At 63.0% G+C, this 19,028-nt stretch carries 17 protein-coding genes; 7 read left to right on the forward strand and 10 right to left on the reverse strand.

Translation table 11 applies throughout. The annotated features are described in order from the left end of the window. The first annotated feature begins 61 nt into the window (after positions 1–61). The 4 genes from AC13QO_RS07050 to AC13QO_RS07065 are packed head-to-tail and all read left to right on the forward strand — an operon-like array spanning position 62 to position 3,723. Positions 62–1,066, forward strand: a complete 1,005-nt coding sequence (locus AC13QO_RS07050) for an ABC transporter permease (protein WP_488540273.1) — start codon at positions 62–64, stop codon at positions 1,064–1,066. 2 nt (positions 1,067–1,068) lie between these two features. Then, positions 1,069–1,926, forward strand: a complete 858-nt coding sequence (locus AC13QO_RS07055) for an ABC transporter permease (protein WP_064808333.1) — start codon at positions 1,069–1,071, stop codon at positions 1,924–1,926. Between the two features lies 1 nt (position 1,927). Further along, positions 1,928–2,917, forward strand: coding sequence for an ABC transporter ATP-binding protein (locus AC13QO_RS07060; protein ID WP_488540274.1), 990 nt, complete (start codon positions 1,928–1,930; stop codon positions 2,915–2,917). A 47-nt stretch (positions 2,918–2,964) separates the two neighbouring features. Further along, on the forward strand, positions 2,965–3,723 hold the full coding sequence (locus AC13QO_RS07065; protein WP_285195276.1) for an ABC transporter ATP-binding protein: 759 nt from the start codon (positions 2,965–2,967) through the stop codon (positions 3,721–3,723). Positions 3,724–3,893: 170 nt separating this feature from the next. On the opposite strand, the gene AC13QO_RS07070 is transcribed toward AC13QO_RS07065, so the two are convergent. Further along, positions 3,894–4,841: a quinone oxidoreductase family protein gene (locus AC13QO_RS07070; RefSeq protein ID WP_488540275.1), complete on the reverse strand. Its 948-nt coding sequence runs from the start codon at positions 4,839–4,841 to the stop codon at positions 3,894–3,896. A 110-nt stretch (positions 4,842–4,951) separates the two neighbouring features. On the opposite strand from AC13QO_RS07070, the gene AC13QO_RS07075 reads away from it, so the two are divergent. After that, positions 4,952–5,881: an AraC family transcriptional regulator gene (locus AC13QO_RS07075; RefSeq protein WP_488540276.1), complete on the forward strand. Its 930-nt coding sequence runs from the start codon at positions 4,952–4,954 to the stop codon at positions 5,879–5,881. Positions 5,882–6,146: 265 nt separating this feature from the next. Next, the gene (locus AC13QO_RS07080) at positions 6,147–6,593 is read left to right on the forward strand and encodes a methyltransferase family protein (protein ID WP_488540277.1); all 447 of its coding nucleotides are present in this window, start codon (positions 6,147–6,149) and stop codon (positions 6,591–6,593) included. Positions 6,594–6,909: 316 nt separating this feature from the next. On the opposite strand, the gene AC13QO_RS07085 is transcribed toward AC13QO_RS07080, so the two are convergent. The 9 genes from AC13QO_RS07085 to AC13QO_RS07125 form a co-directional block, all read right to left on the reverse strand. Further along, on the reverse strand, positions 6,910–8,316 hold the full coding sequence (locus AC13QO_RS07085) for an NAD(P)/FAD-dependent oxidoreductase (protein ID WP_488540278.1): 1,407 nt from the start codon (positions 8,314–8,316) through the stop codon (positions 6,910–6,912). A 4-nt stretch (positions 8,317–8,320) separates the two neighbouring features. After that, a complete protein-coding gene (locus AC13QO_RS07090) occupies positions 8,321–9,175 on the reverse strand; it encodes a PfkB family carbohydrate kinase (RefSeq protein WP_285196349.1) in 855 nt (284 codons plus the stop codon). Continuing rightward, positions 9,175–9,333, reverse strand: a complete 159-nt coding sequence (locus AC13QO_RS07095; protein WP_488540279.1) for a hypothetical protein — start codon at positions 9,331–9,333, stop codon at positions 9,175–9,177. Before AC13QO_RS07095 ends, AC13QO_RS07090 begins: the two co-directional genes overlap by 1 nt. Before the next feature lie 19 nt (positions 9,334–9,352). Beyond that, on the reverse strand, positions 9,353–10,213 hold the full coding sequence (locus AC13QO_RS07100) for a carbohydrate ABC transporter permease (protein ID WP_488540280.1): 861 nt from the start codon (positions 10,211–10,213) through the stop codon (positions 9,353–9,355). Next, complete coding sequence (locus AC13QO_RS07105; protein ID WP_488540281.1) at positions 10,210–11,166, reverse strand: carbohydrate ABC transporter permease; 957 nt, start codon at positions 11,164–11,166, stop codon at positions 10,210–10,212. Before AC13QO_RS07105 ends, AC13QO_RS07100 begins: the two co-directional genes overlap by 4 nt. An 11-nt stretch (positions 11,167–11,177) precedes the next feature. Further along, positions 11,178–12,518 carry an ABC transporter substrate-binding protein gene (locus tag AC13QO_RS07110; protein ID WP_085781009.1) on the reverse strand — a complete coding sequence of 447 codons (1,341 nt, stop codon included), beginning with the start codon at positions 12,516–12,518 and terminating at the stop codon, positions 11,178–11,180. Positions 12,519–12,639: 121 nt separating this feature from the next. Continuing rightward, complete coding sequence (locus tag AC13QO_RS07115; protein ID WP_221095317.1) at positions 12,640–13,653, reverse strand: SIS domain-containing protein; 1,014 nt, start codon at positions 13,651–13,653, stop codon at positions 12,640–12,642. Positions 13,654–13,927: 274 nt separating this feature from the next. Then, positions 13,928–14,959 (reverse strand): LacI family DNA-binding transcriptional regulator, encoded by a 1,032-nt coding sequence (locus AC13QO_RS07120; RefSeq protein WP_488540282.1) that lies wholly within the window; start codon positions 14,957–14,959, stop codon positions 13,928–13,930. A 137-nt stretch (positions 14,960–15,096) separates the two neighbouring features. After that, positions 15,097–15,993: a GGDEF domain-containing protein gene (locus AC13QO_RS07125; protein ID WP_085781006.1), complete on the reverse strand. Its 897-nt coding sequence runs from the start codon at positions 15,991–15,993 to the stop codon at positions 15,097–15,099. A 348-nt stretch (positions 15,994–16,341) separates the two neighbouring features. Here AC13QO_RS07125 and AC13QO_RS07130 point away from each other — a divergent pair, with 348 nt between their 5' ends. Continuing rightward, positions 16,342–18,954 carry an AMP-binding protein gene (locus AC13QO_RS07130; RefSeq protein WP_488540283.1) on the forward strand — a complete coding sequence of 871 codons (2,613 nt, stop codon included), beginning with the start codon at positions 16,342–16,344 and terminating at the stop codon, positions 18,952–18,954. Positions 18,955–19,028 lie beyond the last annotated feature (74 nt).

Here is a 19,028-nt window from a genome sequence, read left to right on the forward strand (position 1 = left end):
GCCTCGGTTGCCATGCTCGTCGATCCTTTCAAGAAAGGAAGCAGAAAGGAATTTCCGCCTTATGACGCCCTATCTGATCTTTGTGCTGAAGCGGTTTGGTCAGTTTCTGCTCGTCGTCTTTCTCGGCGTGACGATCACCTTCTTCGTCACCCACCTGACCCCGATCGACCCGGTCGAAGAAAGCATAGGCGCCATCACCCAGATGGGTCAGTCCGATCCGAATGCGATCGAACTGATGCGCCAGTCGCTGCGCGAGCTCTACGGCATGCAGGGCTCGATCTGGGAGCAATATCTGCATTTCTGGCTGCGGCTGGCGACCGGCGATCTCGGCCCCTCGCTCTCGGCCTTCCCGACCCCCGTCTCCACCATCATCCTGCGCTCGCTGCCCTGGACGATCGGGCTGATGACAGTCTCGACGCTGATCACCTTCGTGCTCGGCAATGCGATCGGCGCGCTTGCCGGCTACTACCGCAAGGACATGGTGCTGAAGGCCGTCAGCCTCGTCTTCATCGCGATGCTGCCTATTCCCTATTACATCCTCGCCTTCGTGCTGCTCATCGTCTTCGGCTTTATCTGGCCGGTGCTGCCGATCAATGGCGGTTATGAGATGAACGCCAATCTCGAGCTCTCCTTTGCGCTCGTCCTCGATATCCTCAAACACTCCATCCTGCCGGCCTTGTCGCTGATCCTCGTCGGCGCCGGCAGCTGGCTGATCGGCATGCGGGCGCTGGTGTCCAACATCATCACCGACGACTATGTCGTCTTTGCCGAGCTCGGCGGCGTGCCGAAGGGCAAGATCCTGCGCTCCTACATCGCCCGCAACGCCATGGTGCCGCAATTCACCGGGCTTGCCATGTCGCTCGGCGCGATCTTCAACGGCACCGTCATCACCGAAATCGTCTTCGGCTATCCCGGCATCGGCAATCTCTTGATCGAAGCGGTGCATGCCGGCGACTACAGCCTGGTGCTCGGCCTCAGCGCGCTATCGATCGTCGGCGTCGCCGCCGCCGTCTTCATCATCGACGTGCTGAGCCCGCTGATCGATCCGCGCATCAAGGTGGAATAGCCATGTTTACCATCATCCGCGACCTCGCCCGCCAGAACATGGAATTCCTCTGCGGCCTGCTGCTCTTTGCCGTCATCGTCGGGCTGGTGATCCTGTCCTATTTCTCGCCCTATGGCGCCACCGACATCTATCTGCTGCCGCCCGATATGCCGCCGGACGGCGAATATTGGCTCGGCACCACATCACGCGGCCAGGACGTTTTCTGGCAGCTGACGATCGGCCTTCGCAACACGCTCTATTTCGGCATCGGCGTCGCCTTTCTCTCGCGCATCATCTCGCTGGTGGTCGGCCTGGTCGCCGGTTATGCCGGCGGCGCGGTGGACCGGGTGCTGATGGCGATCAACGACAGCGTCATGGTGATCCCGCAATTTCCGCTGCTGATCCTTTTCTATTTCGTGCTGAAGGACAACATGACCTGGGTGGCGCTGATCGTCATCATGGCCTCGCTCGGCTGGTCCTATGATGCGCGGCTGATCCGCTCCGTGGCGCTCGGCCTGAAGAGCCGGCCGTTCACCACCCAAAGCGTCTATTCCGGCATGACGATGCGCAAGATCCTGGTCGAGGAGCACCTGCCCTATGTGCTACCGATCGTCTTTGCCACGACGATGAACAACATGATTTGGTCGATCGGCATGGAGATCACGCTTTCGGTGCTCGGCTTCACCGATATCGAGACGCCGACCATGGGCATGATGATCTACTGGGCCAATGCGCATTCGGCGCTGATCTCGGGCATCTGGTGGTGGGTGGCCGCCCCCGTCGCCGTCATCGTCATTCTCTTCCTGGCGCTCTTCCTGCTCTCCATGTCGATGAACGAATACAATGATCCGCGCAGCCGGCTGAACCGGATGGGAAGTTAGCATGGAGAATCTGGTCGAAATCGACAACCTGAAAGCCTATTACCGCGCCTTCCTCTATGGCGTCGATCGCGAGGTGCGCGCCGTCGACGACATCAGCCTGACGATACGCCGCGGCGAGGTCTATGGCGTCGCCGGCGAATCGAGCAGCGGCAAGACGACGCTGATCAAGACCATTGCCGGCGCCATCCGGCCGCCGCTCCGCGTCGTTTCCGGCAGCGTCAAATTCCATTTCGGCGGCGGCACCCAGGATCTCTATGCGATGACGCCGGAGGAGCGCGTGGCGCTGCGCTGGAAGCATCTCTCCTATATCATGCAGGGCTCGATGAATGTGCTCAATCCGGTGCGCCGGATCCGCCATTCCTTCACCGATTTCGCCTTCCGCCACATGAAGGTGAGCAAAGCAATCTTCTTCGAGAAGGTCGCCAACCACCTGGAGCGGCTGAAGCTCGATCCGCAGCTGCTCGATGCCTATCCGCACGAACTCTCCGGCGGCATGCGCCAGCGCATGACCATTGCGCTCGCCACCATACTGACGCCGGAATTCATCATCGCCGACGAGCCGACGACGGCGCTCGACGTGATCGTGCAGCGCGACGTCTTGTCGATGATCCGCGACATCCAGCGCGAGATGGGCTCGTCCTTCCTGTTCGTCACCCATGATATGGGCGTGCATGCGACGGTCTCCGACCGCATCGGCATCGTCTATGCCGGGCGGCTGGTCGAGGAGGCGCCGACGGCCAAGCTCTTCAGCGCGCCGCTCCATCCCTATACGCAGCACCTCGTCGGCAGCCTGCCGAAGATCGGCGACCCCACCACCCGGCCTTCGCTGGAGGGACGGCCGCCGAATCTCGCCATGCCGCCGGAAGGTTGCCGCTTTCACCCGCGCTGCCCGAAGCGCATGGAGATCTGCTCACAGAAGGTTCCGCCCATGGTCACCGTCGCGCCGGAGCGGCGGGTGGCCTGTTTTGCGGTTACGGGGGATCAGGTTTGACTCTGCTTAGCCTCTCGCATGTGACGAAAATCTACCGCCAGGGCGGCATGCTCGGCCGGCGGCTGATCACCGCCGTCAAGGATGTCAGCTTCGAAATCGGCGACGAGCCGGAGATCCTCTCGATCGTCGGCGAATCCGGCTCGGGCAAATCGACGGTGGCGGCGATGATCCTCGGCCAAGCCGAACCGACCGAAGGCGAGCTGCAATTTGCCGGCAAGACCGTCGCGATCCACAGCCGGGCCGAACGTAAGGCCTTCATGAAGGTGGTGCAGCCGGTGCTGCAGAACCCCTTCGAAGCCTTCAACCCGCTGAAGCGGGTGGACCGCTACCTCTTCGAGACCGCCCGCAATTTCTCCGCCTCCGGCAAGCGGCCGGACCGGCGGGAGGTGGAGAGGATGGCCGATACCGCCCTCCACCACGTCGGCCTGACGCTGGAAGAGGTGAAAGGCCGCTTCCCCCACGAACTCTCCGGCGGTCAGCTGCAGCGCGTCGCCATCGCCCGTGCGCTGATCCCTGAGCCGCGCCTGCTGGTGGCCGACGAACCGGTCTCGATGGTCGACGCATCGCTGCGCATGGCCATCGTCAACCTCTTCGGCCGGCTGAAAAACGAGCTCGGCCTTTCGATCATCTACATCACGCATGATCTCGCGACGGCCTATTATGTCAGCGACAATATCATCATCATGCGCAAAGGGGAGATTGTTGAGCGAGGGCGGGCTCGGGCAGTGCTGGATGATCCGCAGCATGCGTATTCAAGGGCGCTGAAGGATGCGGTGTTGGCGGCGGAGTTTGGTGAGGCGGGGTAGATCGCGAGTCGCTGAAATCGGCTTGGCTTGGGGGCACTGCCTAATTTGGGGTCGCCTGCGGTCTGACTGCATCCCGAATGCAAGAGACAAAAGCGGCCAGTCCGCGGCGGTTTGCCGGAGTCCGCGATCCGCCCGAAGCGCACTTCGCTTCGGGTGAATTGTTCTGAGGATCATTGCGCCGGCAGGATGACGTAGCGCCTATTGGAATCGTCGTTCCAGGCCTCCCCAATCTTACTCAAGGGCACACTCGCAAAATCGGTATCAAAGCTTGCTGCCGGGGCTGCCTCCAGAAGCTCGCCTGCGCAGGCCAACAGGTCGGTCACGGCAACGCTCCCAATACCGCTGCCCATCAGCTCGAGCCCGGTACTGCGAAGCATATCTCCTCTGATAGGTATTTCCGAGCCCGCCATCGTACCCAACTGGACATAGCGCAGACGCGGTTCGCCGAGGCGGGACCCCCGGTCCCTGGTTGCCGCCTGAAGGATCCGAACGGCGGGTTCACCCCAGACAAAGTCGAGAACGACGTCGATGCCGTGGTCGAACTGCGCGCGCAGCAAATGATCCGCTCCGTCGTCCAGCGCGATCTTGACGTCCGCATCGAGCCTATCGAGCTTCTGATTGTTGCGGCCGACGGCGACAATCTTGGTTGCGCCGAAATGCCGGGCAGTCTGAATTGCCATGCTGCCCGACGAGCCAGTTGCGCCGACAATGAGGACAGTTTCACCTTTCTGCAGCTTGGCCCGGCGCGACAGCGCCACCCAGGATGCCAGCGCGCCTGTCGCCAAGGCCGCAGCTCGATCGCTTGGGAGGATGTCGGGAACCGGAACGGTCATAGCTCGGGCCGACAGTGATTTCTCTGCCAGCGAGCCGAAAGGTGCCTTCGGGAAAAGGAAGTAGACGCGCTTGCCGTCGGCATCCCGACCTATACCATCCACGCCCGGAACGAACCCGGCCTTTGCGGTGCTAGTGTAGTGACGGCCGGAGGCGAGTAGCTTGACGATTGGGCTGATCGCGGCAGCCTCGACGGTGACGACCGTCTCGCCATCGCCGGCTTCCGGTTCGGGGAACTCCTGGAATGACGGCGTGACACCAAAGGCGTTAACGACTGCAGCTTTCATGTGGTTGAGCTCCTTATTGTCTGCTCCCAGCTTGGTAGACCTTCGCACCTGAACGCTCTATGCCTTGAAGTCGCAAGTTTGTTCGCCATCGTCCAAATTGGGGGCTGACAATGGATGTCCTTTCCGAACTTCTCAGTCTTTTGAAGCCTCGGAGCTATATAACCGCCGGATTCGATGCGGGCGGTCAGTGGGCATTGACGCTCGATGATCTCGCAGGGAGGATAAAATGCTATGCGGTAATGAAAGGCGAATGCTGGCTCTCGATAGAGGGCATCGGCGGGGCGCTGAAAGTGTCTGCCGGGGATTGCTTTGTTCTTCCTAGCGGTCGACCAGTCCACATCGCGAGTGACCCTCAGGTCGAGCCGAGACGAGCGAGCGAAGTGCTTGATCCCAACCGCAGTGGAGAAGTCGTCACCTATAATGGCGGCGGAGACGTCCTCTTAGTCGGCAGCCGATTTGAGGTCGATGGGCGCCATGCGGCATTCATGCTGAAAACCCTGCCTCCGCTCATTCGCGTCGATACGTCGTCAGATAAGGCCAGGCTGCGGCTCTACCTCGACCTCATGATGGCGGAGCTGAAGGAGATGAAGCCGGGGGCGATGTCCGTCGCCCAGAACCTGTCGCACATGATCCTGGCCCAAGCGTTACGACTTTATCTCGAAACGGTGTGTGAGGCGGAGGTCGGCTGGTTCGCCGCCCTTTCGGACGCCCGCCTAGGAAAGGTTATAGAGGCGATGCATTCCGAGCCGTCACGCGCCTGGACTCTGGAAGCGCTTGCCGACAAGGCCGGAATGTCGCGTTCGAGCTTCGCAAATCATTTCCGAAGACGCGTCGGAGAGACCCCTATGTCATATCTCACGCAGAGACGCATGATGTCGGCAGCAGAGAGACTCTCTCAAGGAAGGGAGTCCATCGCACAGATTTCGGCTTCGCTCGGATATGCGTCGGAGCATTCCTTCAATACCGCTTTCAAGCGTGTTATGGGCCGGCCGCCCCGGCAGTTCGGCAGGGGTAAGGAACAACTTGGCACAACTACTTGAACCAGCGGATACGACCTCGCCGTCGCGTAACCACCGTATCTGGCTTTTGACCTCTATTGGCGCGCAGGAGACAGGTCGCCGCTGCGGAGCTATGTCGGCTTTAGGGCTAGCGCGATGGCGACTTTTACGACCGATATGAGGCGCTTTGCTGATCGGCCGCTTCCGACTCATAGCGGCCGCAAATGGCTTTGAGGGGCAATATTCCTTATAGTCGCTCCCGGTGCCGGCAACAGAGCGCCGGTCGCGCTGCGCGAGGTGAACGAATATGTTGAAACTTCCACCACCGATATGGGCCCTTCTCTTCTTGATCTTCACTGCGGGCGCCAGCTACTTGTTCGGGTGGCCCGCCGTACCTTGGGTACATAGCCTCTTCGTCGGGATCGGGCTCATCGCGGTGAGTTTCATTGCTCCAGTTTGGGCCTTGATACTGTTCCGACGTGAGGGCACCCAGGTCAATCCCACCTCGGAAACCAACAACAAGCTGGTCACCGGCGGACCTTTTCAGTTCACCCGCAATCCGATGTATCTGGGCCTCGTTGTCCTCAGCCTCGGTGTGGCTGTGGCGACGGGCGCTATTCTTATGTTCGTCGCCCCCCTCTTGGTGTTTGCTACCGCCAATTGGGTCCACATCCCCTTCGAGGAAGCCAAGATGCGCCGCCAGTTCGGCCCGGCTTTCGACGAATACGCGCGTAACGTGAGAAGGTGGCTCTAGAGCCTCGCTTGTTTCGGCTGCGCGACAAAGCAGGTACTATGGTTCGGCGTTCGGAATGGCTGCTCGCCGCCCATACAGGAGGTGGCTCAGACGTCCAGCGGAACGTCGGCTTTGGACATTAATGGCCGGAATGAGGGCGCGAAGCGGCCGTAGATCCTTGTTCGGTTCTCAAATCGGGCGTGAGCCCGGCGTCGGTGCGGTCGGCCGGCGATCTGCCCCCCGACACTCATCTCGGAGGTCTGGCCGCGAACTCAAGCGGCGGGCGTGCCGCTCCTGTGCTCCCTTTCGGCGGCCGCCTAATGGCAGGCGCATCACATCAGCCGCCGGGCTTCAATTCGGAGATGTAGCGGACGATCGGGTTGACCGGCCGGTTCTCGATTTCGGCATCGTTGCGAAGGCGGATCGCCTTGCGGACGAGCCTGGCGCCGAGATAGCGGATCGGCTCCGGCGGCAGCGGCTTGCGCTTGCCAAGTCCGACAAGACTGCTGCGGCTCCATTGATCGTCTCGTCCGAGAACCAGACTGGCGAGGATGCGGCCGGCGACGGGGGTCTGGGCTATCCCGGTGCCGTTGAAACCGATGCCGAAGAAGATATTGGGCTGGCCGGTGAGATGGCCGAAGATCGGCAGGTGATCTGCGGTGCAGTCGATCGGCCCCGACCAGTCGTGCTCGATCTTCACTGTTCTCAGTTCGGGATAGACCCGGTCCAGCTCGCGCCTGTTGTCGGCCCCCTTTTCCGTACCACGGTTGAAGGAGGAGCCGATCCGATCGCCGTAGGCGATCTTGCCGCTGCCGCGGCCGAAGATGACCCGCCCCTCCGGCGTGCGCTGGTAATAGAGCACATGCGCCTGCGCGTCGCAGATCGATTCGCCGCCCGTCCACCCCAGGCGCTGAAGCAGATCCGGCACAGGTTGCGTGGCGACGATCTGGCTTTCGACGACATAGATGTGGCGCAGGAGCTCGGGAATGGATGCAAGCCAGGCATTCGCCGCCAGCACGACGCGGCCGGCGCGAAGGCGGCCCTGCGGCGTGTGCAGGGTGGCGACGGCTCCCGGCTCGATTGCGGTGACGGGCGTCTTTTCGTGGATGATCACATGGCGCGCGAGAGCGAGCCGGCGCAGGCCTGTGGCGAGCTTTGCCGGCTGCACCGTTCCTGCCCGCATCTCGGCAATGCCCATGTAGGAGGCGCGAGAGCCGGTGCGGCGGGCAATCTCGCCGGCATCGAGCCGGGTGAAGCGCGCTTCGCCCTGGGCCTCCGCCATGTCAAGCGCCTTCTGCCATGCGCCTTCCTGGGCCCTGGCGCTTGCCGTCCATAGCCATCCGTCCAGCCTGAGATCCATGTCGATCGCGCCGCTTGCCTGCAGGGCCTCCAGCTCCCCGATCGCATCGGCGGTCGCCCGGCAGAGCGAAAGCGCCTCCGTCTCTCCCACCACGGCGGCGAGGAGATCAATCTCGGCAAACCAGGAGTGGACCTGGCCGCCATTGCGGCCGGATGCCCCTGCCCCGCAGCAATCCGCCTCGAGCAGGACGATCTTGAGCCCGGGATCCTGCTCCTTCAGGCGCAGCGCCGTCCACAGGCCGGTATAGCCGCCGCCGACGATCGCGACATCGGCGGCCTGATCGCCCTCGAGCGGCGTGGTGGCGGGGGCGGCACCGGCGTCCTGGAGCCAGAAGGAGCGGTCCGGGCCACGCGCCAGTACCGGCGGTCTCAAGGTGTAGCGCATGATGTCAGCCCTCCGCGGCAGAGATTTCGGCGGCATATTTCTGCAGGAGCCATGGCGGAATGGCACCCAGCCTCTGCGGGAAGCCCCCTTCGTGCAGGCAGGTCCCGGCGGCCGCATCGGTCGCGAGGCGCATGGCCGCCCCGGCGTCCATGCCTTTCAGAAGATGCGCGACAACGAAGGTGGCGATGAAACTGTCGCCGGCGCCGCAGGTATCGACGACATCGATTGCCTGCGCAGGCACATGGACGAGCTCTGTACCATCGTCAAAGAAGGCGCCGCGCCGGCCGCAGGTCAGGACGATTCTCGCGCCGCCACGATCCTTCAAAGTTCCTATGACGGGCTCGACCGGCACGTTCGGCTCATCCGGCCCGGATGCGAAGACCAGCGGCACGCCCTTGAGATCCAGGGACTGGTGCACCGTCGAGACGTCAATGCTGAAGCGAATGCGGTCTTCGATCAGCCGCTCGATGAGCTCGGCGCTGGAATTGGTGCCGAGGTGAACCCAATCGGCCCGCCGCAGCGCTGCATAGCGCTCCGGAGACGGAACGTAATTGCGCCCGACCCCGAGATCCTCCAGCAGGAACCTGCGGTCACCATTTTTTTCCAGGAGCAAGGTGACGGCGGTGGCGCCGTCGCGCCGTTCGAGGTCCGCGCCGGGCAGACCGACGGCTTTGATCGCGGTGGCGATCACGTCGCCCTCGGCATCCCTGCCGACAACGCCGAAATAGCGGGCATCGCAGCCTTGCCGATGCCATTGCGCCGCCACATTCAGCGCATTGCCGCCGACAGCCATGCTGTTCTTGCTGAGGTAAACGTCCAGGCAGTTGTCACCAACCGCAATCAGCCGCATCGCCGCCATCACGCGACCTCCCCTGCCGGCTGGAGATAAGGCGCGATCCCCCAGGGTTCGATTTCGGCAAAGCCGAAGCCGCGGATCACTTCCGCAACCTTTTCGAAGGGAGAGTGCTGAAAGCTGAGATTGGCGCCGATCAGCTGCCTGGCCGAGAGTTTTGGCACTTCCGGTTTCCTCATGAAGTCACTTGCCGATGCCTTCGGTGAGGCCGCGGATGAAATAACGCTGGGTGAAGAAGAAGATGACGACGATCGGCAGCGCCGAGATGGTCATTGCGGCGAAGACCTCGGCGAAATTGGTGCCATGCTTGGCCATCAGCGAGGTCAGGCCGACCGGCAGGGTCTGCACGTCGATCTGGTTGGTGAAGATCATCGCGAAGATATATTCGTTCCATGCAAACAGGATGTGCAGGATGATGCAGGAGACGATGATCGAGCGGCAGAGCGGCAGCATGATCTTGCGGAAGATCTGCCCTTCGCTCGCGCCATCGATCATGGCCGCCTCGTCGAGATCGCGCGGCAGATCGAGCATATAGGCGCGGATCAGGAAGGTGGTGAAGGGCACGCGGAAGGCCGTGTAAAGGATGATCAACGCCCAGTGCGTATTGTAGAGACCAAGGCTCTGCATCATCTGCACGAGCGGCACCAGCGCAACCGTCGGGCTGAGCATCATGCCGCCGAGCACGAAACCGACGATCACAGGCTTGCCGAACATCTGCGTCCGGGTCAGGCCATAGGCGGTCCAGGCACTGATGAAGACCGTGGTGATGGTGGAAACGACCGTCACCAGCAGGCTCGAGAACAGGAAATTGCGCACACCCTGGTTCCAGGCCGCGACGTAATTGTCGAATGACCAGCGGTCGGGAAGCGCGAAGGGATCGCTGAAGATCTGGCTGTTCGACTTGAAGCCGCCGAGCGCCATCCAGATCAGCGGGTAGACGACGAGAATGCCCGCCGCCACCAGCAGCGCCATCAGGACCCCCTTGCCGATGACCAGCCAGGGGTTGCGCAGCGCCGCGCCCGCAGGAATGACCACCGCGCTCATGCCTCAACCCTCCGCCGCTTGGTGTACCAGAGCTGGAGCAGGCCTGTCGTCAGGGTGGCGAGGAAGATGACCACGCCGATTGCCGCCGCATAGCCCATGTCGTTCTGGTTGAGGCCCTGCTCGTAGAGCCATGTCCCCAGCACCTGGCTCGAATTGTTCGGCCCGCCGCCCGTCATCACCATGACTTCGTTGAAAACCTGGAAGGCGCCGGCAATGGTGACGATGATCATCATGCCGGTCATTTCGCGGGTGAGCGGAAAGGTGATGCAGAAGAGCTGGCGGAGCGGCCCGGCCCCATCGACGGTGGCGGCATCGTAGAGTTCGCGCGGGATCTTCTGGATGGCGATGGTGAAGAGCAGCGTCGAATAGCCGAAGCCCTGCCACTGGCTCATCGCGATGATCGCGTAGATCGCCGTGCGCTCGTCACCCAGCCAGGTGTAAGACAGGTTCTGCAGCCCGAGCAGATGCAGCAGGGCGTCGAGAAGGCCGATATCGGGCTGGTAGATGAAATAGAAGAGCAGACCGGTGACGGTGGTGGAAATCGCCGAGGGAATGAAATAGACGGCCCGCCAGAAATTCCGCCAGGCGCGGCTCCTGAGCCCCTCGATGATGGCGGCAAGCACGAAGGCGGCGAAGACCTGGAAGACGACGGAGAGCACGGCATAGAGGCCGTTATTGGTCAGCGCCCGCCAGACGACCGGATCGTCCAGCAGCCGGCGGTAATTGTCGAGCCCGACGTAAGCGACCTCGCCGGTGAAGATGTCCTGGGTGGTCGTGCTGACAAACAGGTTGTCGACGATCGGATAATAGACGAACCAGCCGACGATGATCAGCGCCACGATGCCCCAGCGCAACGCCGCCAGCTGCTGCAGCAAGCCGTGCCGCAGCCATCTGCTGCGGTTGGAGACGGCGCCGCTGAGGGCGGCACCGTTGCTTGTCGGGGTTGTCGTCACGCTCGCCATCGTCATTGTCTGGCGGCAGCCGCGGCGGCTTTGCGAACGGAGGCGAGAAGATCGTCCGCCGACATGGAGCCGCCGGCGAAGGCCTGCAGGCCGGAGAGCCAGGCAGCGGCGACACGCGGATGGTTGACCGTGTCGAGCCACGGCATGAGGTAGCTTGCCTTGGCGATCTCCTCCATGCCTTCGGCGACATTGGGATTGATCCTGGTCTTATCCGCGCCGCCGATCACCGCGCTCGGCTGGCCATAGGGCGGCGCCGACAGCGTCCTGCCGTTTTCCTGGCTGGTGAGGAACTTCAGGAAGTCGATCGCCAGGGGAACGTTCTTCGCCTTGGCATTGACCATGTAACCCTCCGGCGCGCCTTCGAGCGCCGTCGCCGAACCCTTGCCATCGCTCGGCGCCGGCAGCTTGAAAAAGCCGAACTCCTCCGGCTTCAGGGCCGTCTCCTTGGTCGCAGCCTGATCGAACTCGATGATCTCCTGGTAGTACATGGCCGCCTTCTTGTCGCTCATCGACTGGAGTGCGGTCTGGTAGGAGAGGCCGTTGACCTGGGCGCCGCCGGCGCAGCGCTCCTGAAGCGAGCGGTACTGCTCGAGCGCCGCGACATAGCCGGGATGGTCGAAGGTCGCCGTCTTTGGGTTGAAATCGCGCTCCAGCGTCTCGGTCGGCACGTTATAGGCCAGCAATTGCCCGAGATAATGGACGAGCGGCCAGGATTCCTTGTTGCCGATGGCGATCGGAACGACCCCCGAATCCTTCAGCGCATCGCACGCCTTCAAGAGCGCGTCGAAATCCTTCGGCGGCTCGATGCCGAGATCGGCGAACATCTTCTTGTTGTAGCCCATGAATTTCGCGTCGAGATAAAGCGGCACGCCAAAATATTTGCCGTTATACGAAAAGGCCTTCACGGCCGCCGGGCTCAGCGTCTTGCCCCATTCGGTCTCCGGCCCGATGACCTTGGACAGATCGACGGCGCGATTGCCGCGGATGAAGTTCTCGCCCCAGGTCCCCGTCCAGGAGAAATAAATGTCCGGCAGCGAATTCGAGGCGACCAGGGTCTTGGTCTTGCCCTTGATGCTGTCGTCGTTCTCCTGGATGAGCTCGATCTTCACGCCGGGATGCTGCGCCTCGTAGGCCTTGGCGACATTGACGAAATAGGGGGAAAGCAGCTGCAGGCCGAACTTGGTCAGGATCGTCAGCTTGCCGCTGTAGTCGACCTTGGCGGCCGGATCGGCAACCGGCGCATCGCCGGCCGCAGAGGCCGTTGCCGGGAAGGCTCCCCAGTAAATCGAGATGACCGATACTGCCGCAATCATCGCCGCAGTGGAGTGGATGGACCGTTGCATGTTTCATTCCCCTTTTGCTTGTTGATCGTGCGGCAGATCGCGGCGTGCTTGCGTCCGCCATCCGCCGGTCAGAAGCGGCGAGCCTCTTTCGCCGCTGCGGCGAAGAGGCTCGCGGCATGCATCAATACTCGACCCGCTTGTAGTAGCGGCGAGTGGTCAGCGGGTGCTGGCGCAGCACCTCGAGATGGGCGCTCAGCCGCTCCAGCAGGGTGGCGAGAACCACCGGCGAGATCAGACTGCGGACCTGCGGCGAAATGCCGGGAAGGGCAACGGATGCGGAATCGAGGATCCAGACCTTGTCGGTGTAGCGATGGACGAAGCGCTCGACCCGCTCGCCGAGCGGCCGCAGCGCATCCTCGCCCTTGAACAGGAAGACGCTGACGCCCGGCTCGACCAGTTCCAGCGTGCCGTGGAAGAAATCGGCGGCATGAACGGGCCGCGTGCGGATCCACTGCATTTCTTCCAGGATGCACATTCCGTAATAATGCGCCTCGGGCCAGACCGAGCCCGCGCCGGTGAAGATATGATAAGGCTCGTCCTTGATGGACTGGGCGAGCTTCGCCGCCTCGTCTTCATAGGCGGCCTTGGCCTCCGCCAGCAGCCCCGGCAGCCTCTTCAGCTCGGAAACGATCGCGTCGAAATTCGCGATCCTGCCGGTTTCGGCCAGCAGCGCCAGGACGATGATCATGGTCTGCAGGTAGAACGACTCCGACGACGTGTCGTCTTCGGCGAAGTTGGTATAGGTGTGATCGGCCTGCTGGGCGAGCGGCGTGTCGGCATGGCCGGTGAGCGTCAACAGGCGCACGCCGCGTTCCTTGAGGAAAGGCAGAAGCGCGACACTCTCCTTGGTCGTGCCCGACAATGACGGCATCACCACCAGCGCCTTTTCGTTGAGCCCGGCCGGCGGATCGAGGATAACCTGGGCCGGGAAGCAGGCCGATACCGGAAAGGTCGTATGGCGGGCGGCGAGCTCGATCGCAGGAAAGGTCAGGAGCTGCACGCCGCCGGTGCCCATGAAGTAAAGCCGCTCGATCCCCGCATCGAGCAGTTCGCGCATCAGCGGGCGGATCCAGTCAGCAATCGCAACGGCGCCCGTCTGGATCTTCAGGAAGCGGGCTTGGTCAAAGTTCAACATTCGGGTCCCTTGTCTGTCGGTAGTAAGCACGCACACGTCCCCCACTTCAGGCGGCGGACTGCGGCGCGCCGGCATGCAGTCGCCAATTCAATGTGATATCGATCTCACACGTGGATCAAAAGAAAGACCGGCCTCTCCTCGGGAGTGATGAGAGACCGATCTCACACGCGGATTAATGCATGGTCCGGTCGGCATGGCAAGCCACTTTTTGCAGAAATTTCACCTGATGCTGGAAAGAGCCTGTCTCGGACAAACCAGGAGAGGCGCGGACAGATCAGCGTCCGGTCGTGCGGGAAGGCCGGGAGACGGAGCCGCGCACCACCAGGCGCGTCGGGAACTGCTCCCTGTGCGGCGGCTCACGGCTGCCGTTGATCCGCTGCATCAGCAGCTTCACCGCAAGCGGGCCGATCTGCGCGATCGGCTGCGCCACGACGGTGATCTGCGGGTCGGTGAACGTGGCGAGGTTGAAGTCGTCGAAGCCGACCAGGGAAACGGCATGCGGCACGGCAAGCCCCATCGAGCGCAGCCCGAGAAGCGCCCCTTGCGTCATCAGGCTGTCGACGGTAAAGACCGCTGTCGGGCGCGACGGCCGGCTGAACAGGCGGATGGTGGCATCGATTGCATATTCCACGGTCGATCGCGAGACGATGATCAGCGATTCGTCCACCTCGATGCCATGGCTCTGCAGCGCCTGGATATAGCCGGCGAGACGGCCGCGGGCAGTCGTGATGCGGGAATCGTCCTGAATGAGGCCGATGCGGCGATGGCCGTTGGCGATCAGATAGCTCACGGCCTCGCGGGCGCCGCCCTCATTGTCGACGGTGACGCTGTCACAGGCAACCTGCGGCAAGGCGCGATCGATGAGCACGAGGGGCGTTCCGTCCCGGACCAGCCCGTCCAGGTGCTCCTTGTTGTCGGCCGAGGTCGGAGCGACAATGAAGCCGCGCACATTGAGGGACCTCAGGCTTTCGAGCAGTTCCACCTCCTGTTCCGGATCCTCCTCGCTGCTGGCGATCAAAAGGTTGTGGCGAAAGGCGCGCAGATCGACATCGGCGTCATGGGCGATCCGGGCAAAAAACGGGTTCTGGATGTCGCCCGGCATGAAGCCGATGAGCGGCAGCTGCCCTCGCCGCAAGGCCTGCGCCACGCGATTGCTGCGATAGCCGAGCCGATCGGCCGCTGCCAGCACACGCTCTGCCGCGTCTCCGCCGACATAGCCGTAACCGTTCAATGCGCGGGCGGCGGTCGCGCGCGACACGTTCGCGGCGCGCGCAACGTCTATCAGCGTCACTGCCTTTGGCGCCACTTCCCTGGTCCCCGCTGGATCTTGTCCGGCCTTCAAAGCCAGGATGACGCCTAGCAGAGGATGCCCGACCAATTCAAGAGCGGCATCTGGAATGCGCACCGACCAGAGCCGCTCGGCCGGGACCTCGGCATCTTATCCTACGCCGCCCTTACCCGATCCCGGCCGCTCATCTTCGCATCATACAGCGCCTGATCGGCCCGCCGGTAAAGCTCCGACGCGCTGTCCGTCGGCACGCACGCGGCGATCCCAGCGGAGCAGGTGTAGCTGAAGTCGGGAGAGTCCGGCAGCGGCCGGGAGAAGCGGATCACTGTCAGCATGCGCTCGACCATGGCAAGCGCGTCTTCCGGGCCGGTGGCCGGCATGACGAGCAGGAATTCTTCGCCGCCGACCCGGCCGAAACAATCGCTGCGGCGGACATTCTGGTGGATGCGGTGGGCGAAATCGCGCAGCACGAGATCGCCGGCGTGGTGGCCGAGCCGGTCGTTGATGCGTTTGAAATTATCGATGTCGAAGACGGCAAGGCAGCCGCTGCTGCCATGACGGGCGGCTTCAAGCATGTCTTCGACGCGCGCCATGACGAAGCGGCGGTTGGCGACGCCGGTGAGTTCGTCGGTGTAGGAGGCCTTGATCGCCTGGTCGCGATCCTGCCGGACAGTGCGGCCATGGACCTTGAGACGGGTGATGTCGCTGGCGATGCAGAGCATCCAGCCGTTCTTCTGCACCGCCTCGGTCATCCACAGCCAGCGGCCATCGGAAAGATCCGTCTCGAAGGCGCGATAGCCGATCTTGCCGCGGCGCGACTGGGTGGAGCGCAGCCATTCCTCGAAATTATCCGTGCGGATAACGGTGCCGCGGCCGAGATCGAAATTGCGCCGCATCAGATCCGGCCAGAGCGGCGTTTCCTCCGGCTCGATGAAATAGGCCGAGCGGAAGGCGCTGTTGGCATAGCGCAGCCGGTCATCGCCATCGTAGACCGCCATCAGCGTTTCCGTCTGTGCGGAAAGATGGAGAAACTGTTCGATTGTCTCGTCCATACAGCACCCTGTCTGGTTGCCCCGGCAAGAGATGGCGCAGAAATCCTATGAGAAAAGGGCCGCCCGGCAAGCAAAGGCGCTTGGGGTGATTACGGAAACGTCAACAGGCGCCATTCCCGCTGGTGATCGGACATCGGCTGCCGCGGGATCGACGCGGAAGCCATCCGATGCTGCAAGGCTGGTCTCGCCGCCGCGGTGAAACGGCCGCGGCGATAGGCAAGGGCTCGCCGCGGCGCATGCCAGGGGCACAGTTGGCCGGGCGAGGTAATGCACCCGGAAATTAGTTGACTGCGATAGTCAAGGATTATACGCGCTGGCGCCAGTTCTCTGCCAATCCGAAGCGTCAGCATGATCCCCGCCAACCTGTTTTCCGAAATCGCTCGCGCCGACGATCGCCCTGCCCTTGTTTTCCCGGACGGACGGACGCTCTCCTATGCCGATCTCAACGCCCGGACGCGGCGCTTTGCCGAGCGGCTGGGAGGCGGGGAAAAGCGGCTCGTGGCGATTTCGGCCGATCTCTCGGAACATGCGATCGTCGCCTATCTCGGTGCCTTGCGCGCCGGCCATGCGGTGGCCATGCTGCCGCCCTGCGACGACAGGCTGTGGCGAGAGTTTCTGGCGGCCTTTCAGCCCGACTTCACCTACCGCCCGGCCGATGGCCGCTGGCGGCTCGTCGAGGAAAGCCAACCTGGAAGAAATGCTGCGCCGCTGCATCCGGATCTCGCCCTGCTGCTGATGACATCGGGCAGTTCGGGCCCGGCGAAGGCCGTTCGCCTTTCGCATGCCAATCTTGACGCCAATGCGCGCTCGATCGCTTCCTATCTCGAGCTCACCGCTGCAGACCGAACCGCGCTCGTCCTGCCGCTTCACTATTCCTACGGCCTCTCCGTTCTCCATTCGCATCTGGTTGCCGGCGCCAGCATCTTCATCCCGGGCGTCTCAGTGGTCAGCGAGAATTTTGCGAGGCTGCTCGGCGAAAGCGGCTGCACCAATCTTTCGGGCGTGCCCTATTCCTATGAGCTGATGGAAAAAACCGGCTTCCGCACGAAGACGCTGAAGACGCTGCGCTTCATGACGGTGGCGGGCGGCCGGCTGGCGCCGGAACTGATCCGCCTCTACCGCGACCATATGCGCGCCAACGGCGGCCGCTTCTTCGTCATGTATGGCCAGACCGAGGCCGCCGCCCGCATCGCCTTCGTGCCGCCGGAGAGCCTGGCGGATAATGAAGAGCGGATCGGCATCGCCATTCCCGGCGGCAGCCTCAGTCTCGTCGACGATGACGGGCAGCCGCTCGACCGAGCCGGTGTTGCCGGAGAGCTCGTCTATGCCGGCCCGAATGTGATGATGGGCTACGGCGCCGACCGCACCGATCTTCAGCGCGGGGCCGAGGTGGCGGCATTGATGACCGGCGACATCGCCATGCGCGACGAGGACGGTTTCTACCGTATCGTCAGCCGCAAGAGCCGTTTCGCCAAGGTCGCGGGGCTCAGGATCGGCTTCGATATCATGGAGCAGGTTCTGGCCGAAGCGGGGATCGCGGCCGCCGTCGTCGGCGACGATCAAGGACTGCAGGCCTTTGTGAGCGATGCACGTGACGCCGACAGGGCGCTCCAGGTGCTCACCGAGGCGAGCCATCTTCCCGCCAACCTTGTTAGCGCCAATGTGCGAAGCGAGCTTCCGAGGCTTGCCTCCGGCAAGATCGACTATGCGGCCCTTAGCGAGCAGATGCTGGCGGCGCGCGAGACGAGCCGCGCGGTGGCGGTCAGCGTGCTCGATGCTTATGCGGGAGTGTTCTACCCCCACAAAGTGAGCCGCAACGACAGCTTCGTCTCGCTCGGCGGCGATTCCCTGCGCTTCCTGCAGCTGACGATGGAGCTCGATCGGCTCGGCGTCGAGCTGCCGGAAGGCTGGGAGCAGCGGCGGATCTGCGAGCTCGATATCGGCCCGCGGGTCGCCGCGTCCGGCCGGAGCGGGGAGATCAGGGCGCTGCCGACCGATCTGGTTCTGAGGGCAATCGCCATCCTGCTCGTCGTCACCCATCACGAGATGCTCTGGCCCATTCCCGGCGGATCGGGCGTGATGCTGCTTCTCGTCGGCTTCAGCCTGGCGCGCTTTCAGTCTGGCCATTTCCTCGCCGGTTATTTCGGCCATGCGCTGCGGCCGGCGATCAATGTCCTCATTCCCTATTTTCTCATCGTCGCCGCCTATGGGCTCGCCTGGCGCACCATTCCCTGGGCCTCGATCACGCTCACCGGCAATTTCGGCTATGCCGAGCCGGAGCGTCACGAGATGCTTCCCTATCTCTACTGGTTCATCGAAGCCTATGCGCAGACGCTTCTCGTCTTCACGCTCGTCTTCGCCGTGCCTGATGTGCGCAGGCTGGCGCGATCGCAACCCTTCGCCTTCTCGCTGACGCTGCTGGCGCTCGCGGTCACCGCGCGGTTTTCGCTGCCGCACGTCTTCGACATCGGCCAGCGGCAGATCTTCACCCTCTACTGGGGCCTTCACCTCGCCGTTTTCGGCTGGTGCGCAGGTCTCGCCGGCAGGCCGGCGCAACGTATCATCCTGACGATCATTGCCGCCGCCGTGCTCGGTTATCTCGCCTTCTGGGAAACGCTCTGGATCGGAACGACGGTCAAATATCTGACGATCTTCGCAGCTCTCATGGCCCTGCTCTACCTGCCGCGCATTCCCCTGCCGGTGCTGCTGGGGCGCCTGGTGACGCTGATCGCCGTCTCGGCCTTTCCGACCTACCTGCTGCACCGCTTCGTCCCGGAACTGCTGATGCCTCAGGTCGCCGGCGCGCTACCGGCTCCGCTCTTTCATCTGCTGGCGATATCAGGCGGCCTGGCGCTCGGCGTCATCGCCAACAGAGCCGCGGCGGAGCTTCGCAACCTGCTGGGCGGTATGGCGATGACGCGCGCCACGGGCGGGCGGGCCATGGCGGCGGAGACGGCCTGAGCCGTTTTCGTTGCGGCTTTGGAGACAATCTCCGATGGGCCGTCAGGCGATGATTCTGGCTTTGCCGTTTTGCG

The organism is Rhizobium sp. CNPSo 3670, assembly GCF_057784555.1.

Bases quoted from the DNA above. Each gene is read 5' to 3' on its own strand.
- AC13QO_RS07060 (WP_488540274.1), top strand. From the start codon at position 1,928: ATGGAGAATCTGGTCGAAATCGACAACCTGAAAGCCTATTACCGCGCC.
- AC13QO_RS07130 (WP_488540283.1), top strand. From the start codon at position 16,342: ATGATCCCCGCCAACCTGTTTTCCGAAATCGCTCGCGCCGACGATCGC.
- AC13QO_RS07110 (WP_085781009.1), bottom strand. From the start codon at position 12,518: ATGCAACGGTCCATCCACTCCACTGCGGCGATGATTGCGGCAGTATCG.
- AC13QO_RS07055 (WP_064808333.1), top strand. From the start codon at position 1,069: ATGTTTACCATCATCCGCGACCTCGCCCGCCAGAACATGGAATTCCTC.
- AC13QO_RS07080 (WP_488540277.1), top strand. From the start codon at position 6,147: ATGTTGAAACTTCCACCACCGATATGGGCCCTTCTCTTCTTGATCTTC.
- AC13QO_RS07085 (WP_488540278.1), bottom strand. From the start codon at position 8,316: ATGCGCTACACCTTGAGACCGCCGGTACTGGCGCGTGGCCCGGACCGC.
- AC13QO_RS07090 (WP_285196349.1), bottom strand. From the start codon at position 9,175: ATGGCGGCGATGCGGCTGATTGCGGTTGGTGACAACTGCCTGGACGTT.
- AC13QO_RS07075 (WP_488540276.1), top strand. From the start codon at position 4,952: ATGGATGTCCTTTCCGAACTTCTCAGTCTTTTGAAGCCTCGGAGCTAT.
- AC13QO_RS07070 (WP_488540275.1), bottom strand. From the start codon at position 4,841: ATGAAAGCTGCAGTCGTTAACGCCTTTGGTGTCACGCCGTCATTCCAG.
- AC13QO_RS07100 (WP_488540280.1), bottom strand. From the start codon at position 10,213: ATGAGCGCGGTGGTCATTCCTGCGGGCGCGGCGCTGCGCAACCCCTGG.
- AC13QO_RS07050 (WP_488540273.1), top strand. From the start codon at position 62: ATGACGCCCTATCTGATCTTTGTGCTGAAGCGGTTTGGTCAGTTTCTG.
- AC13QO_RS07115 (WP_221095317.1), bottom strand. From the start codon at position 13,653: ATGTTGAACTTTGACCAAGCCCGCTTCCTGAAGATCCAGACGGGCGCC.
- AC13QO_RS07125 (WP_085781006.1), bottom strand. From the start codon at position 15,993: ATGGACGAGACAATCGAACAGTTTCTCCATCTTTCCGCACAGACGGAA.
- AC13QO_RS07065 (WP_285195276.1), top strand. From the start codon at position 2,965: ATGCTCGGCCGGCGGCTGATCACCGCCGTCAAGGATGTCAGCTTCGAA.